Origin of the sequence: Streptomyces sp. NPDC127038, assembly GCF_042725875.1 — a bacterium.
Taxonomy (GTDB): Bacteria; Actinomycetota; Actinomycetes; order Streptomycetales; family Streptomycetaceae; genus Streptomyces.
In genome coordinates this window covers 61086-75936 of record NZ_JBHXDQ010000047.1, presented here as the reverse complement: position 1 = coordinate 75936, position 14851 = coordinate 61086, and the positions used below count along the sequence as shown (strand labels likewise).

Here is a 14851-nt window from a genome sequence, read left to right as displayed (position 1 = left end):
GCAGTCTCCTACAGGGACGTCAGATGGCCCGGACTGGGCTGCCGGGGCAGCAGCGAGGGCTCGTACGCCGCCGGTCCTGACTCCAGCGCGAGCACCGCGGCGACCGGGTGGCCGTCGTCGTCCGCGAGGCCGGCCGGCCTCGCGTCCGCCGGTGCCGCGGGCGGCTCGGGTGCCGAACGGGACAGCGCCACCACACCCCACGCGGCGACCGCCGCCCCCACGAGCGCGAGCAGCAGACCCGGCGCGCCGCCCTGGAGGCGTTCACCGAGCAGGGTCAGTCCGATCACCGCGGCGGCCAGCGGGTTGGCGAGTGTCACGACGGCCAGCGGAGCGCCGAGCCCGCCCTGGTAGGCGGTCTGCGACAGCAGCAGCCCGCCCGCGGCGAAGGCCGCCACGAGCAGGGACACCACGACGATCTGCGCGACCGGCGTCGGCTCCGAACGGTCCGTCGCGGCCACCGTCACGGTCTGGGTGAGCGCCGAGGCCACGCCCGAGGCGAACCCGGAGCCGGTCGCGTGCCGCAGTCCCGGCCGGGCGCCGCGCGCCAGGACGCCGATGACTGCGGCCGTCGTCCCCGCGACGGCGAGCGCCTGCGGCAGACTCAGCACCTCGTCGGGAGCGGCCCCCGACGCGGTGACGAGCAGGGCGCCGAGACCGATCAGGGTCAGGGCCGTACCGCGCCACTCGACCACGGTGACCCGGCGTCCGGCCATCCGCGCGCCCAGCGGTACAGCGGCCACCAGGGTGAGCGCCCCGAGCGGCTGGACCAGGGTGAGCGTTCCGTATCGGAGGGCCGCCACGTGCAGCAGCGCCGCCGCGGCGTTCAGGGTCACCGACCACCACCAGGCGCCCCGGGCCAGCAGCCGCAGCGTGCCGGAGCCGGCCGACCGGGCGGCGAGCCGCTCCTGGGCGACGGCCGCGGAGGCGTAGGCGACGGCGGAGAAGAGGGACAGGCCGACGGCGACGAGTGTCGGGTTCATCGTCCGGCTCCCACGAGTCCGTGCAGCTCGGGTCCGTGCCGCTCGGGTACGGAGATCCCGGCCGGCTCGGGGGCCGGGGGCAGGCCCTGGTCCGTCGCCGTCCGGTGGGGCGGGGGGATCACGGCGAGGGCGATGCACAGCAGCGCGGTCGCGACGATCGCGTCGAGCCAGTAGTGGTTCGCGGTGCCGACGATCACCAGCAGGGTGAGCAGGGGATGCAGCAGCCACAGGGCGCGCAGCCGTGAGCGGGTCGCGGCGATCAGGCCGATCGCGACCATCAGGGCCCAGCCGAAGTGCAGCGAGGGCATCGCTGCGAACTGGTTCGCCAGGGCGTCGGCCGCCGGGTGGGCGCCGTACACCGTGGGCCCGTAGACCCGGCCGGTGTCGACCAGTCCCGTCTCGGCGAGCAGCCGTGGCGGCGCGAGCGGGAACAGCAGATGCCCGGCCAGGGCCGCGGCGGTGAGCAGGGCGAGGACCCGGCGGGCCCACAGGTAGTGCGCGGGGCGCCGCACGTACAGCCAGACCAGGAAGGCGATCGTGGCCGGGAAGTGGACGGTCGCGTAATAGGTGTTGGCGAGGTGGACGAGCATGTCGCTGTGCAGCAGCGGGGCCTGCACGGCGCCCTCGCCCGGCAGGTGCAGGGACCGCTCCCAGCCCCAGACGCGGTGCGCGTCGGCGAAGGCCTCGCCGGTGCGGCCGTCGGCCAGCAGCCGGCCGGCCTTGTAGACGACGAAGAGCCCGACGACGAGCAGCAGCTCCCGCACCAGCGGCGGGCGCCCGGCGGACGCTCCGGGGCTCGTGGGCGCGGGTGTGCGCGGGCGCGCGGGGGCGGCCGCGTCGGGTGACGCGGCCGCGGGTATGCCCGCGGGCGTGCCCGTGTCCGGTGGTTCCGGTTCCGGCGCGGAGTCGGAAGCGGGTCGTGCAGGCTCGGTTCGGGATTCCATCCCCCGGCCCCCTTGCTGACGGTCTGAATGTCGTGCGAAGCGCGGTGAGCCCAGGACAGGATCCACTCGGTCTTCCCGGTGGGGGAGGAGTGGATCCTGTCCGAGGCCCATCGATACGGCAGTGTACCGATACGGCTGAGTACCGATACGCGAGTGTACCGATACGGATGCGTACCGGTACCCTTGCGTATCGATTACACTTGCCGCAAGACCGCACCGGCACCGTCCGGATCGAGCGAGGAGAAGCGCCATGACGTCGCAGGCCGCGGACGGACCGGACTCGGTCGTCGCCTCGCGCCGCTCCAAGATCACGCCCGAGCGTGAGCAGGAGTTCTACGACGCCGTGCTGGAACAGATCCGTGAATGCGGGTACGAGGCGTTCACCATGGAGGGCGTCGCGGCGAGCACGCGGTGCAGCAAGTCCACGCTCTACCGGCAGTGGAAGACGAAGCCCCAGTTCGTGGCCGCGGCGCTGCGCAACAACCGCTGTCCCCGGTTCACCGGGATCGACACCGGCTCGCTCGCGGGGGACCTGCGCGCGGCGGCGAAGGCCGCGGGCGACTGGTCGGCCCGGGACAGCACGCAGCTGCTCCAGGGTCTCGGCAACGCCGTGATGCAGGACAAGGAGCTCCAGCAGGCGCTCCGCGAGGCGCTCGTCGAACCCGAGGTCGCCGAGCTGCGGCAGATGATCGGCCGCGGTGTCGAGCGCGGCGAGGTCGAGGCGGGCCATCCGGCGCTGGAGTTCATTCCGGCCCAGATGCTCGGGGTGCCGAGGGTGCGCCCGCTGCTCGACGGCCAGTACGCGGACGCGGCGTATCTCACACGGTTCGTGGAGGCCGTCGTGCTGCCGACGCTCGGCCTCACCTGAGTCTCAGGCCTTTGTCCGTGGGATGACCGGACGTCGGCCTGTATCGCGCCGCACCGTGGGGACGGGGGCGGCGCACACCCCCGGCCGGGTGGGATGCCCCTTGAGCGGAGGGGCACCCCACCCGGCCGATCCAGTTCCGCCGGGCGGACGGGAAATCGTCGGACGGGCTCTCAGACGTTCTGCCCGCTGCCGCCGGTCCCCGAAGCGACCTTGATGCCCTTGGTGATCGTGTCGATGACCGTCTGCCGGGGGGCCTTGGAACTCGCGTCGACGCCGAAGCGGACGACGACCAGCGAGGAGGGGTCGGCGGGGGAGGGGAACACCAGCGACTCGACGTAACCGTCGTCGCCCTTGCTGGTCACGACCTTCCAGCGGACCAGATAGCCCTTCTCGCCGGCCACCGTGACCGCCTTCGAGGCCAGTTCCTGGTGCGAGGTGATCGAGCCGTAGCCCGTGCCGTACGACTCGGCCGCGTTCTTCGGGATGTCCTCCTTGGCCGCCGCCTCGGCCGTCGTGGCCTTCAGCTTCTGCGCGCTCGCGGGCGCCGAGTAGGCGCCGCCCCGCTGGCAGTCCTGCGAGGTGTCGCCGGGGCACTTGTAGGTGTCCTTGGTGGCCACCGAGGCCGAGCCGTTCGCGCTGCTCCGGCCGGTCCAGCCGTCCGGGACCGGGATGCTGATGCCGTTGTACGCATCCGTGGCGAAGCCGGGGTCGGTCTGCGGCGCGCCGGACTCGCCCGGAGCCGGGGTCTGCCCGCCGGAGCCCCCGGAGCCGTCCGGGCCGCCCGAACCGCCGGGAACTCCGTTCGGTCCGCCCTCCAGGCCGCCGCCGGGTCCCCCCGATCCGCCCTGGCCGCCCGGCCCGGCGGGGTTCGCGGAGGCGGCGCTCCCGCCGTTTCCGCTGTTGTGCGTGAGCGCGTACACGCCCCCGCCGATGCCCGCGAGGACGGCGACCGCCGCCGCGACGGCTATGCCCGTGCGCACTCCGCGCCGGGGGCCGGCCGGGGCGTACGCCGGATAGGGACCCGCCCCCGCCGCATGGGCGGGGGGACCCCAGGCGGCCGCCGACCCGACGGGGCGGACCTGGTCCGTCCATGTCTTACCGTCCCACCAGCGCTCGGTGGCGGGAGCGTCATTCGTCTGCCCGGGGTCGGGGTACCAGCCGGGGGGAGTCACCTGCGTCATGGGTCCACCGTAAGAGCCGAGGGTGAAAGGCGGATGAGAGGGTTCCCCCGGGAGCCCCCCGGGAGCCCCCCGGGAGCCCCCCGGGAGCCCCCCCGGAGCCGTCCGGGAGCCCCCCGGAGCCGTCCGGGAGCCGCCCGCGAGGGGTCCGAAAGCTGCCCGAGAGCCGTCCGAAAGTCGTCCGAGAGGTCTCCGAGGGGTCTCCGGACGTCTTCGCGGGCCGCCCCGCGAAGCCTCCGATCGTTGACGCGAGCACGTCCGCGGCAAGGACCGGCGGACACGGGGTGTCACCGGACGGATGAAGAACGTCAGTGCCAAGGCGTGCGAGAACCTCGCGTACGGCCCGGGCCGGCCGGCCCCGTCCGGGGGTGGGGCCGCGGGGAGGGGCATGGCCGTCGCGGCCGGCTCCGACGGTCCCGGCGAGACGATCACGCCGTCGGCGAGGACGGCCCGCCGGAGCCGGGAACGCGGAGGGCGTGCAGGTCACGGTCGCACGCGGGGGCGCTCGTGCCGGTTTCTCCCGAGGGCGCCCGCCCGTCGCCGGGCCGCGGCCCGCCACCGTCGGCGGAGACGGAAAATTACCTTCATTTTCCCCATGGTTGACTGTCCGTCACTTCCCTTCTCCCGCGCCCGGTGTTCGGCCCCGGCGCGCTCGCGAGAACGCCGTCACCCGTCCCGGCAACTGGTGCCGGGTCCCGCCTCCGCCACGGCTTCCAGGAGGCTAGGCTCAGGGGAGTTACGTCGTTCGGGCGACCTGGGGAGGTATCGGGATGACGGAGGTACGGCCCGGAACGGTCGCCTCGGCTTCCCTGTGGGAGCGCGACGAGGAGCTCGCCGCCCTCGAAGAAGCGATCACCGCGCTGCGCGCGGACTCCGCGACCCCGGGCAGCCTGCTGGTGATCGGCGGAGAGGCGGGACTCGGCAAGACCGCCCTCCTCGCCGAGGCACGCAGGATCGCGGAGGGCCAGGGCTGTGCCGTGTGGTCGGCGCGCGGCGGCGAGACCGTCACGTCCGTCCCCTTCAACGTCGTACGGCAGCTGCTCCAGCCGGCCCTCGTCTCGCTGCTCCAGGAGGAGGCACGCGAATACCTGGGGGACTGGTACGACGTCGCCGGTCCCGCCCTCGGCATAGCGGAACCCAACACCCGCCAGCCCGACCCGCAGGGCGTCTGCGACGGTCTGGTCGCCGCGGTGCGCCGGCTCGCCAAGCGTGACTGGCCGCTCGTCCTGCTCGTCGACGACGCGCACTGGGCCGACCAGGAGACCCTGCGCTGGCTCGCCGCGTTCGCCGAACGCCTGGACGACCTGTCCGTCCTCGTCGTGGTGGCCCGCAGGCCCGGCGGCGTCAGCGGCGAGAGCGCCCGGCTGCTGGACGCGATCACGGCCGCGGGCCGTCCCCTCGCCACCCTGACCGCGCTGACCCCGGCCGCGGCCGAGGGGCTCACCCGCGCCACGCTCGGCGAACACGCCGACGCGCCCTTCTGCCGCGAGGTGTGGGCGGTCACCGGCGGCAACCCGTACGAGACCGTCGAACTCCTCGCCAAGGTCCAGGACAGCGAACTCGATCCGGTCGAGGCCTCGGCCGCCGAACTGCGCGACCTGAACCGCTCCGCCCGCGGCCGCGGACTCGTCGCCCGCCTTGAGGGACTCGGCATCGACGCCACGCGGTTCGCCTGGGCGGCCGCCATCCTCGGCACCGGGATCTCCCTTGACCTCGCCGCCCAACTCGCCGGAATGCCGGACGAGGAGGCCTCCCGCTGCGCCGAACTCCTGGGCGCCGCACGCATCCTGACCTCCGTGGGCTCCACCAACGGCCACCACCGGCCGGACGGCGAGCTGGAGTTCGTGCACCCGCTCATCGCGACCGCCGTCTACCGCTCGATCCCCGACGCCCTGCGCACCGCCATGCACGGCCAGGCGGCCTGGGCGGTCACCGAGTCAGGACGCGGAGCCGCCGCGGCCTCCCGCCATCTCCTCGAAGTGCATCCGGACGACGACCCCGAACTCGTCGAGCAGATGCGGGAAGCGGCCCGCGAGCACCTCGCCGTCGGCGCCCCCGACGCGGCCAGGCGCTGCCTCGAACGCGCTCTGAAGGAGCCCCCGCTCCCCGAGGTGCACGCACGGGTGCTCTACGAACTGGGCTGCGCCACGCTCCTGACCGCGCCGTCCACCACCATCGCCCATCTCCGTGCCGCCCTGGAGCGGCCCGGACTGACGGACACCGAACGGGTCGACGCCGTCTTCCGGCTCTCCCAGGCATTGCTCCACAACGACCAGCTGGACGAGGCCGTCCGCACGGTCGACGCCGAGGTCGAGCGGCTGGCGCCGGGACCCGCCCGGATGCGGCTCCAGGCCGTGCACTACATGTGGGAGGGCATCCACGCGGGCGAGGAGCGCGCCGGACACTCCAGCGGCCTCGCCGAACTCGTCACCACCTGCACCGGACGCGACAACTCCGAGCGCGCGCTGCTCATACTGCGCGGCTTCGACGCCATGACCCGCGGCGAGAACGCCGAGGAGGTCGCGGAACTCTGCGACCGGGCCCTCGTCAACGGCCGTCTCGCACCCGGACTCGCCTGGACCGACACCGAGTGGGGCGTCGAACTCCTGTTGATGCTGGGCAGCGCGTACGCCTACACGGACCGGCTCGACCGGGCCGAGAGCCTGTTCAGCGAGGCCCTGCACGCCTACGTCAAGGCGGGCTGGAGCGGCGGCCACCTCTCCCTGGCCAACGCCTACCTCGGACTCGCCCACCGCAGGCGGGGCCGCCTCGCGGACGCGGAGCACTACCAGCGTGAGTCGCTGCGCCTCGCCGAGCGGGTCGGACGCGGACTGCCGCTGTACTGGTCGGCGACCTGCGGCCTCATCGACACCCTGCTGGCCCGCGGGCACGTCCAGCAGGCCGCGGAGATCGCCGAGCGCTACGGCTTCGCGCCTCCGTACCCGACCACGATCGTCCTTCCCGACACCCGCTCCGTGCGCGGCCGGCTGCTGCTCGCCATGGGCCGCACCAAGGAGGGCATCAACGAGCTGGAGGCGGCGGAGAAGGCCGCCGCCGCCCGTGGCCACCACAACACGGTGCTCGCTCCCTGGGCCGTCGACCTCGCGCGGGCGCTCGCCAACGAGGACCCGTCCCGCGCCGCCTCCCTGGCCGGCGACGCCCGCCGCCAGGCCGAGCGGTTCGGCACCGACACGGCGATCGGCGAGGCGCTGCGGTGCGCCGCCGCTCTGGAGACGGGCCAGCGCGCCGTCCGGCTGGCGGCGCAGGCGGTCACCTACCTGGAGGCCTCTCCCTGCCAGTACGAACACGCGGCGGCCCGCGTCGAGTACGGCATCGCCTCCCGGTCGGCGATGGAACTGAACAAGGGCCTGACCCTGGCCCGCGCCTGCGGAGCGGACGGCCTGGCGGCCAAGGCGGAAGCGGCCCTGACGGGTTTGTGACGATCGCGGCGGACCTGGCGGAAGCGGCCACGAGGGGCCTGTGACGTGCGCGGCGACCCGGTGAGGCACTCGGACCGCCGGGCCTGTGACGAGCGCGGCGACCCGGCGAGGCACTCGGACCGCCGGGCCTCAGTCCGGGTCCTCCGCCAGCACCCGCTGGGCCACCGCGAACGCCGCGTTGGCGGCCGGGACACCGCAGTAGACCGCCGTCTGGAGCAGCACCGCGCCGATCTCCTCGGGGGCCAGGCCGTTGCGCAGGGCCGCCCGGACGTGCAGGGCCAGTTCGTCGTGGTGGCCGTGCGCCACCAGCGCGGTCAGCGTGATCATGCTGCGTTCGCGCCGGGACAGCGTCGTGTCGGTCCAGATCTCCCCCCAGGCGTAGCGGGAGATGAAGTCCTGGAACCGGGCCGTGAGCGGGCTCTGACGGGCCTGCGCACGGTCCACGTGCTCGTCCCCCAGAACCTCGCGGCGCACCCGCATGCCGAGTCGGGCGGCTCCCCCCGGGAAGTGCGTGCGCAGTGCCGTCAGCACGGCCTCCGGGCACTGCGCGGGCGCCAGGTGCGAGGCGCCGGGGATCTCCACGAGCGCCGCGCCCGGCACCGCGTCCGCGATCTCCCGCAGATGCGCGGGCGGCGTCGCGGGGTCCTCGCGCCCGGCGATCAGCAAGGTCGGCGCGGTGACCGACCCCAGCCGGTCGCGGATGTCGAACGCGGCCAGGGCGTCGCAACAGGCCGCGTACGCGCCGGGGTCGGCGTCACGGTGGTCCCGTACCAGCTCCGGCACGGTGAAACCGGCCGTGAACCAGCGGGCGTCGGCGGTCGCGACGACGGGTCCGAGGCCCTCCCGTCGTACCAGAGCCGCCCGTTCCTCCCACGGCTTCGCCCCGTTGAAGTGGGCCGAGGAGCAGATCACGGCGAGCGACGAGACCCGCTCCGGGTGGTGGACGGCCAGGTGCAGGCCCACGGCGCCGCCCAGCGACACACCGGCGTAGGCGAACCGCCCGACGCCGAGCGAGTCGGCCAGCTCCAGCACGAGCGCGGCCAGGTCGGCGACCGTCGCTCCGGGGCCGATCGCGTCGGCCGGCGCCCCGCCGTGCCCGGGGAGGTTCCAGCGCACCACCCGGTGGCCGGTGGACAGTTCGGGCGCGACCTTGTCCCACAGGGCGTACGAGGTCCCGAGCGAGGGCCCGAGGAGCAGCGGGGGAGCGGAAGGTGACCCCTCCACGCGATGGGCGAGCAGGTTCGTGGTCAACGTCGCTCCAGGGCGCGGTCGGTGAGGACTCCGGCGGAGCCCGTGTAACGGGTCGGGTCGGTCAGCTCGGCCAGGTCGGCATCCGGCAGGTCCTTCAGGGCGGGCTCCTCGCCGAGCACCTCCGCGAGGGGGCGCCGCTCACCGGCGGCCCGCGCGGCGGCCCGCGTCAGCAGGTCCCTGGCGCGGTCCCGGCCCAGGACCGGGGCGAGTTCGGCGGCAAGGCGTTCGGAGACGATCAACCCGTGCGTGAGGTCGAGGTGTTGGCGCATGGCGTCGGCGTCGACCCGTAGATCCGCGGTCAGTTCGGCCGTGTCGCGGGCCGCGCCTCCGGTCAGCCGGAGCAGATCGCGCAGGGGCTCCCACTCGGCGTGCCAGGCCCCGGCCGGGCGTTCGTCCTCGGCCGCCATCGCCCCGTACAGCGCGGCGGCGAGCAGGGGTGCGCGCCGGGCGGCCGAGGCGACGAGGGTGGCCCGCACCGGGTTCGCCTTGTGCGGCATCGCGGAGGAACCGCCGCCCGCCCCCTCGGCCAGCTCGGCGATCTCCGTGCGGGAGAGGGTGAGCACGTCGACGGCCGTCTTGCCGAGCGCGCCGGCCGTGAAGGCCAGCGCCCCCGCCAGGTCGGCGACCGGGGTCCGCAGGGTGTGCCAGGGCAACACGGGCTCGGCGAGGCCCAGTTCACGGGCGTAGGTGGCGACGAGGGCCCGGGTGTCGTCCGCGCCGAAGGCGGTGAAGGCGGCCAAGGTACCCGCGGCACCGCCCAGTTGGGCGGGCAGCGAGGCCCGTACGGCGCGCAGCCGGTCTCTGGCGTCGAGCACCAGGGACCGCCACCCGGCCGCCTTCAGTCCGAAGGTCGTCGGCACCGCGTGCTGGGTGAGGGTGCGGCCCGGCAGGACGGTGTCCCGGTGCCGGGCCGCGAGCCGGGCGAGGTTGTCCCCGGTCCGCTCCAGATCGTCCAGGACCAGGTCCAGGGTGCGGGCCGCGACGAGCATGGCGGCCGAGTCCAGGATGTCCTGGCTCGTCGCGCCCCGGTGGACGTACGGGCCGAACTCGGCGGGGACGGCCGCCGTCAGGTCCGCCACCAGGGGGATGACCGGGTTGCCGCCGCCGCGGGCGCGCAGCGCGATCGAGGCGAGGTCGAAGTCGGTGTCCCGGACCGCTCGGTCCACGGCCGTGGCGGCCCCGGCCGGGGCCAGCCCCAGGGACGCCTGGGCCCGGGTCAGCGCGGCCTCCGCGTCGAGCAGGGCCCGCAGATACGCGGAATCGCTCGTCGCGGCCGACGCCGGGGAGCCGGCCCGGCCGGGAGCGAGCAGACCGAGGTCGGTCGCGACGGGGTCGGAGGCTGTCACGGGAACTCCAGGAAGACCGTCTCGCCCTCGCCCTGAAGGCGGATGTCGAAACGGTACGCCCGCGGCGCGTACTCGGCCGCGACCAGCGTGGCGCGGCGCGCGTCCGGCAGCGCGTCGAGCATCGGGTCCCGGCCGTCGGCCAGATAGGCGCGGGTGAACAGGTGGTGCGTGAGTCCGCGCGCGAACACGCACACGGCGATGTACGGGAGTCCGGTGTTCCCCGGCGGCAGCGTGCGCAGCGCGTAGTGGCCGTCGGCGTCGGTGGCGGCCCGGCCGAAGCCGGTGAAGTCGACGCCGTTGCGGCCGAGGAAGCCGCCCGTGGACGGGTCGCGCCGCAGGGAGCCGGGGACACCCGTCAGGGAGCCGTCGGGCGCGGCCTGCCAGAAGTCGAGCAGGGCGTCGGGGACCGGGGCGCCCGCCCCGTCGTACACGTGGCCGCGCAGGGTGATCGTGCCGGGATGGCCCTGGGGCGCGATGTCACCGCCGCCCGGGAAGGGCAGCGCGTGGCCGTAGAAGGGGCCGATGGTGTGGGCGGGGGTGGGGAGCAACCGCTCGGTCATGCTCAACGGCCTTCCTCGATCCAGGTGGCAGAGGGACCGTCGAGGACGATGTCCCACGCGTAGCCCAGGGAGAACCCGGGCCGCGACAGATCGTGGTCGTAGGCGGCGACCAGCCGGTTGCGGGCCGCCGCGTCCGTCACGGACCGCAGGATCGGGTCGAAGCGGAAGAGCGGGTCCCCCGGGAAGTACATCTGGGTCACCAGCCGCTGCGTGAACGCCGTGCCGAAGACCGAGAAGTGGATGTGCGCGGGCCGCCACGCGTTGGTGTGATTGCCCCAGGGGTACGGTCCCGGTCTGACCGTGGTGAACAGGTACCGTCCCTGATCGTCCGTCAGGGTCCGTCCCACGCCGGTGAAGTTGGGGTCGAGCGGGGCCGGGTGCTGCTCGCGCAGATGGGCGTACCGTCCGGCGGCGTTGGCCTGCCAGATCTCGATGAGCTGCCCGCGTACGGGGCGGCCCTCGCGGTCGAGCAGACGGCCCGAGACGGTGATCCGCTCGCCGATCGGCTCGCCCCGGTGCTGGAGGGTGAGGTCGTTGTCGATCTCGGTGACGTCCGTGACGCCGAAGACCGGGCCCGACAGTTCGACCGTCTCCGGGTCGGCGCCGCTCACCGCGACCAACGGCTGCTTGGGGTGGCGGAGTTGTGAGCTGCGGTACGGCGGGTAGTCGCGCGCGGGATGGTGCCGTACGGGCGCCCCGCCGGCCACCGCCTTGTCGTACGCGTCCTGGAGATCCTTGATCTCGGCGTCGATCTCCGGCTGAGTGGGAGCCATGGCCTTCCTAGCGTTCGGGGGCGGGGGCGGGGGCGAAGGTGAGGGCGGAGACGACGGCCTGATCGGGTGCGTCACGGCCGGACTCCTTCCCCGACACGGATCCCGGCGGCGGTCCTCGCGGCGACCTCCGCGGCCGTGACACCCGGCGCGGTCTCGGTCAGCAGCAGTCCGTCGGGGGTGACGTCGAGGACGCCCAGGTCGGTGATGATCCGGTTCACACAGGCCTTCCCGGTGAGCGGCAGCTCGCACACGGGGAGAATCTTGGGCGAGCCGTCCTTGGCGGTGTGCGTCATCACGACGATGACGGTCCGGGCCCCGTGGACCAGGTCCATCGCACCGCCGATGCCGGTGATCATCTTGCCGGGGACGGCCCAGTTGGCGAGGTCGCCGCCGGCCGACACCTGCATCGCGCCCAGCACCGCGACGTCGATGTGCCCGCCGCGGATCATGCCGAAGGACAGCGCGGAGTCGAAGTACGAGGCGCCCGGCAGGACGGTCACGGTCTCCTTGCCGGCGTTGATGAGGTCGGGGTCGACCTGGTCCTCGGCCGGGTAGGGGCCGGTGCCCAGGATGCCGTTCTCCGACTCCAGGATCACCTCGACGCCCGGGGGGAGGTGATTGGGGATCAGCGTCGGCAGGCCGATGCCGAGGTTCACGTACTGGCCGTCCGTCAGCTCGCGCGCGGCCCGCGCGGCCATCTCGTCCCTGCTCCAGGCCATCACGCCTCCACCGTTCCGTCGGCCGTGCCCGTCGATCCGCCGCTGCCGCTGCTGCTGCCGCCGCCGTCCGCCGCGCCGACCCCGCCCGCTCCCGGTCCCGTGCCCGCCGCGGTCACCCTCGCTTCCGTGGTCGCCGTGACGGTCCGCTTCTCGATCATCTTCGCGTCGGCCTGCTCCCGGGTGAGGGCCACGACGCGCTGGACGAAGATGCCCGGCAGATGCACCGCGTCCGGGTCGATCCCGCCCGGCTCCACGAGCTCCTCGACCTCGGCGATCGTCACCCGGCCCGCCATCGCGGCGAGCGGGTTGAAGTTCCGGGAGGACTTGTTGAAGACGAGGTTGCCGTGCCGGTCGCCCTTCGCGGCCCGTACGAGCGCGAAGTCGGTGCGGATGCCGAGCTCCAGCACGTACGCGGTGCCGTCGAACTCGCGCACCTCCTTCGGCGGGGAGGCCACGGTGACGCCGCCCCTGCCGTCGTACCGCCAGGGCAGCCCGCCCTCGGCGACCTGGGTGCCGACCCCGGCGGGCGTGTAGAAGGCGGGGATCCCCGCGCCGCCCGCGCGCAGCCGTTCGGCCAGCGTGCCCTGCGGGATCATCTCGACCTCCAGTTCGCCGGCCAGGTACTGCCGGGCGAACTCCTTGTTCGCGCCGATGTACGAGCCGGTGACCCGGGCGATCCGTCCGGCGGCGAGCAGCGTGGCGAGCCCGGAGTCCATGGCCCCGCAGTTGTTGGAGACGACCCCGAGCCCCTGGACCCCACGCTCGTGGAGGGCCTGGATCAGCACGTTCGGGACACCGCTGAGGCCGAACCCGCCGACCGCCAGTGTCGCGCCGTCCGGTACATCGGCCACCGCCTCCAGTGCCGTGGCGACCACCTTGTCCATCCGTGAAGCCCCATCTCTCCCGAGTGCCCGGCGCCTCGAATCAATCATGGCAAATTAATCAGGGCACTGACTAATTCGTCGAGGTGGCCAACACGCTGTCACCCGGACTTCGGTCCGTCAAGACTCCAGATAGGGGACGTGATGCGAGGGGCCAGCAAGGTCGCCTTCGGTGGGACAGAGGACGATGCCGCCCGCTATTGTTCAGTGCACCAACGAGTTCGAACGCATCGGCGCACGCCGGACCCGAGGAGCGCACATGGCCGCGGTGGACCTCTCCACCCACCCCGGGCACCTGGCCCGGAGACTCCAGCAGGCGCACCATCTGCTGTGGAACACGATGGTCTCCGAGGAGATCACCTCGCCGCAGTTCGCGGTCCTGAACGCGCTCGTCGCCGAACCCGGCCTCGACCAGCGCACGGTGGGGGAGCGGGTGGGGCTCGACCGGTCCACGATCGCGGAGGTCGTCAGCAGGCTCGGGCGGCGCGCGCTGCTCGACAAGGTGCGCGATCCGCAGGACGGGCGGCGCTTCCTGCTCCGCCTGACGGAGGACGGGGTGCGTGTGCACCGGAAGCTGGCCGTGCGCACCGCCCGGATGAACCAGGTCTTCCTGGCACCGCTCTCCGCCGGGGAGCAGGGGCTGTTCCTCGACCTGATCCAACGGGTGTCGGACGCGGCGGAGGGCCTCCGCAACCCGGCGGAACCCCTCCCCGTGGAACCGCTCCGCGCGGAGCGCTGAGGACCGCTGCCCCTGCTGTCCCCGCTGTCCCGGTCTCCTCGCGTGCGGTCCCGCCGCCCCGTCCTCCTCGCGCACGCTCACGCCTGGGCGAGGACCACCCACACCTGTCCCGGGGCGAAGTTCATCGGCGCGCCGTCCTGAGTGGTGAACCGGGTGCCGCCGTTCGCCTCCGGGCGGCTCCAGTTCGCGTCGAAGGAGCGGCCGTCGCGCAGCACCTGGGCCCTGCCCGTGCCGACGGACTGCGAGAACGGCGAGTTGTTGCCGAGCACGTCGTGGTACTTCGACCTGCTCACCTTGACGTACTGGACGACCACCGTCGCCGGGGCCACCGTCTTGCCGTCGGTCGTCACCGTCGGGGTGCCGTCCATGGCCACCAGCCAGCGTCCTCGGCCGGGTGACCAGGTGAAGGTGAACCGGGCGGACGGGAAGCGGACCGTGCGGGAGGTCTCGGGCGTGCCGCCCGCGGGCGCGGCCCCGAAACGGAAGCCCGTGGTCAGTGCGGCTTCGCCGGGCGCGGAGTCCATCAGCCGCCGCGGGCGCAGAAACAGATTGTGCGGCGCGGCCTTGCCCGTTCCCCGGTACCAGGCGTCGGGCACCTTCCCGGCGGGCTCGGGAACCAGCGGGGCGTCGTTTATCAGCGGCAGCAGTTTGCGCTGCGCCCCGGAGAACGCGAGCGTCGGCTCGTGGAACTGTCTCAGCAGTTCGAGATCCGACTCGCGGGCACTGCGTACGGGCCCCACGGCGGCGGGAAGCGTGCTCGCGAAGACCGCCATCAGCCGGCTCAGACCGCCCTCGACCTGCTCCGCGTAGATCACGTCCGCCGCGTCGAGCCCCGTCTGGGGGCGTGCGTCGGGCGCGTTGTCTATCTTCACGGCGAGCACCGGGCCGGCTATCGCCGTGGCGCTGCTGCTCTCGCTCGGGCTCCGGCTCGGTGTCCGGTGGTCGTCGGCCCGTCCGCCCCCCGAGGTGCAGCCCGTCAGCAGGCTGCCCGTCACCGTGACGGCCAGCACCGCCGCCGTCCATGCGCCCCGAGCGCTCCGCACCATCTTCCGCATGCCCACCGTGCCACCCGTCCCGTGCCATCGATTGTGCGTTCAACAGTTCATCGGTGGTCATACCCGATCGTTTCTGATGAAGCGCTGGGAGTGAGGTGATCGGCTCGGCGGGACGAT

The 14851-nt window shown here is 73.6% G+C and carries 13 protein-coding genes; 3 read left to right on the top strand and 10 right to left on the bottom strand.

The window, feature by feature from the left end:
• Positions 1-8: 8 nt before the first annotated feature.
• Positions 9-980: a hypothetical protein gene (locus tag ACFWI4_RS27925; protein WP_387201424.1), complete on the bottom strand. Its 972-nt coding sequence runs from the start codon at positions 978-980 to the stop codon at positions 9-11.
• The gene (locus ACFWI4_RS27920) at positions 977-1924 is read right to left on the bottom strand and encodes a phosphatase PAP2 family protein (RefSeq protein ID WP_387201421.1); all 948 of its coding nucleotides are present in this window, start codon (positions 1922-1924) and stop codon (positions 977-979) included. The genes ACFWI4_RS27925 and ACFWI4_RS27920 overlap by 4 nt, the downstream gene beginning before the upstream one ends.
• Before the next feature lie 250 nt (positions 1925-2174).
• Here ACFWI4_RS27920 and ACFWI4_RS27915 point away from each other — a divergent pair, with 250 nt between their 5' ends.
• A complete protein-coding gene (locus tag ACFWI4_RS27915) occupies positions 2175-2792 on the top strand; it encodes a TetR/AcrR family transcriptional regulator (protein WP_385398384.1) in 618 nt (205 codons plus the stop codon).
• Positions 2793-2962: 170 nt separating this feature from the next.
• Here the strand turns inward: ACFWI4_RS27915 and ACFWI4_RS27910 are convergent, their stop codons facing one another.
• The gene (locus ACFWI4_RS27910; protein WP_387201418.1) at positions 2963-3973 is read right to left on the bottom strand and encodes a DUF2510 domain-containing protein; all 1011 of its coding nucleotides are present in this window, start codon (positions 3971-3973) and stop codon (positions 2963-2965) included.
• Between the two features lie 767 nt (positions 3974-4740).
• Here ACFWI4_RS27910 and ACFWI4_RS27905 point away from each other — a divergent pair.
• Positions 4741-7410, top strand: coding sequence for an ATP-binding protein (locus ACFWI4_RS27905; RefSeq protein WP_387201415.1), 2670 nt, complete (start codon positions 4741-4743; stop codon positions 7408-7410).
• A 129-nt stretch (positions 7411-7539) separates the two neighbouring features.
• Here the strand turns inward: ACFWI4_RS27905 and pcaD are convergent, their stop codons facing one another.
• From pcaD to ACFWI4_RS27875, 6 genes are all read right to left on the bottom strand, one after another.
• Positions 7540-8661 (bottom strand): 3-oxoadipate enol-lactonase, encoded by a 1122-nt coding sequence (pcaD, locus tag ACFWI4_RS27900; RefSeq protein WP_387201412.1) that lies wholly within the window; start codon positions 8659-8661, stop codon positions 7540-7542.
• Entirely contained in the window at positions 8658-10007 is a 1350-nt protein-coding gene (gene pcaB, locus ACFWI4_RS27895) for a 3-carboxy-cis,cis-muconate cycloisomerase (protein WP_387201409.1), read from the bottom strand. The genes pcaD and pcaB overlap by 4 nt, the downstream gene beginning before the upstream one ends.
• A complete protein-coding gene (gene pcaG, locus ACFWI4_RS27890; protein ID WP_387201406.1) occupies positions 10004-10567 on the bottom strand; it encodes a protocatechuate 3,4-dioxygenase subunit alpha in 564 nt (187 codons plus the stop codon). The genes pcaB and pcaG overlap by 4 nt, the downstream gene beginning before the upstream one ends.
• Positions 10568-10569: 2 nt before the next feature.
• Positions 10570-11340, bottom strand: coding sequence for a protocatechuate 3,4-dioxygenase subunit beta (pcaH, locus tag ACFWI4_RS27885; RefSeq protein WP_387201403.1), 771 nt, complete (start codon positions 11338-11340; stop codon positions 10570-10572).
• 71 nt (positions 11341-11411) lie between these two features.
• Entirely contained in the window at positions 11412-12059 is a 648-nt protein-coding gene (locus ACFWI4_RS27880) for a 3-oxoacid CoA-transferase subunit B (RefSeq protein WP_387201400.1), read from the bottom strand.
• Complete coding sequence (locus ACFWI4_RS27875; RefSeq protein ID WP_387201397.1) at positions 12059-12943, bottom strand: CoA transferase subunit A; 885 nt, start codon at positions 12941-12943, stop codon at positions 12059-12061. Before ACFWI4_RS27875 ends, ACFWI4_RS27880 begins: the two co-directional genes overlap by 1 nt.
• A 256-nt stretch (positions 12944-13199) precedes the next feature.
• On the opposite strand from ACFWI4_RS27875, the gene ACFWI4_RS27870 reads away from it, so the two are divergent.
• Positions 13200-13679, top strand: coding sequence for a MarR family winged helix-turn-helix transcriptional regulator (locus ACFWI4_RS27870; RefSeq protein ID WP_387201394.1), 480 nt, complete (start codon positions 13200-13202; stop codon positions 13677-13679).
• A gap of 77 nt (positions 13680-13756) precedes the next feature.
• On the opposite strand, the gene ACFWI4_RS27865 is transcribed toward ACFWI4_RS27870, so the two are convergent.
• Positions 13757-14734, bottom strand: a complete 978-nt coding sequence (locus ACFWI4_RS27865) for a DUF3048 domain-containing protein (protein WP_387201391.1) — start codon at positions 14732-14734, stop codon at positions 13757-13759.
• Positions 14735-14851 lie beyond the last annotated feature (117 nt).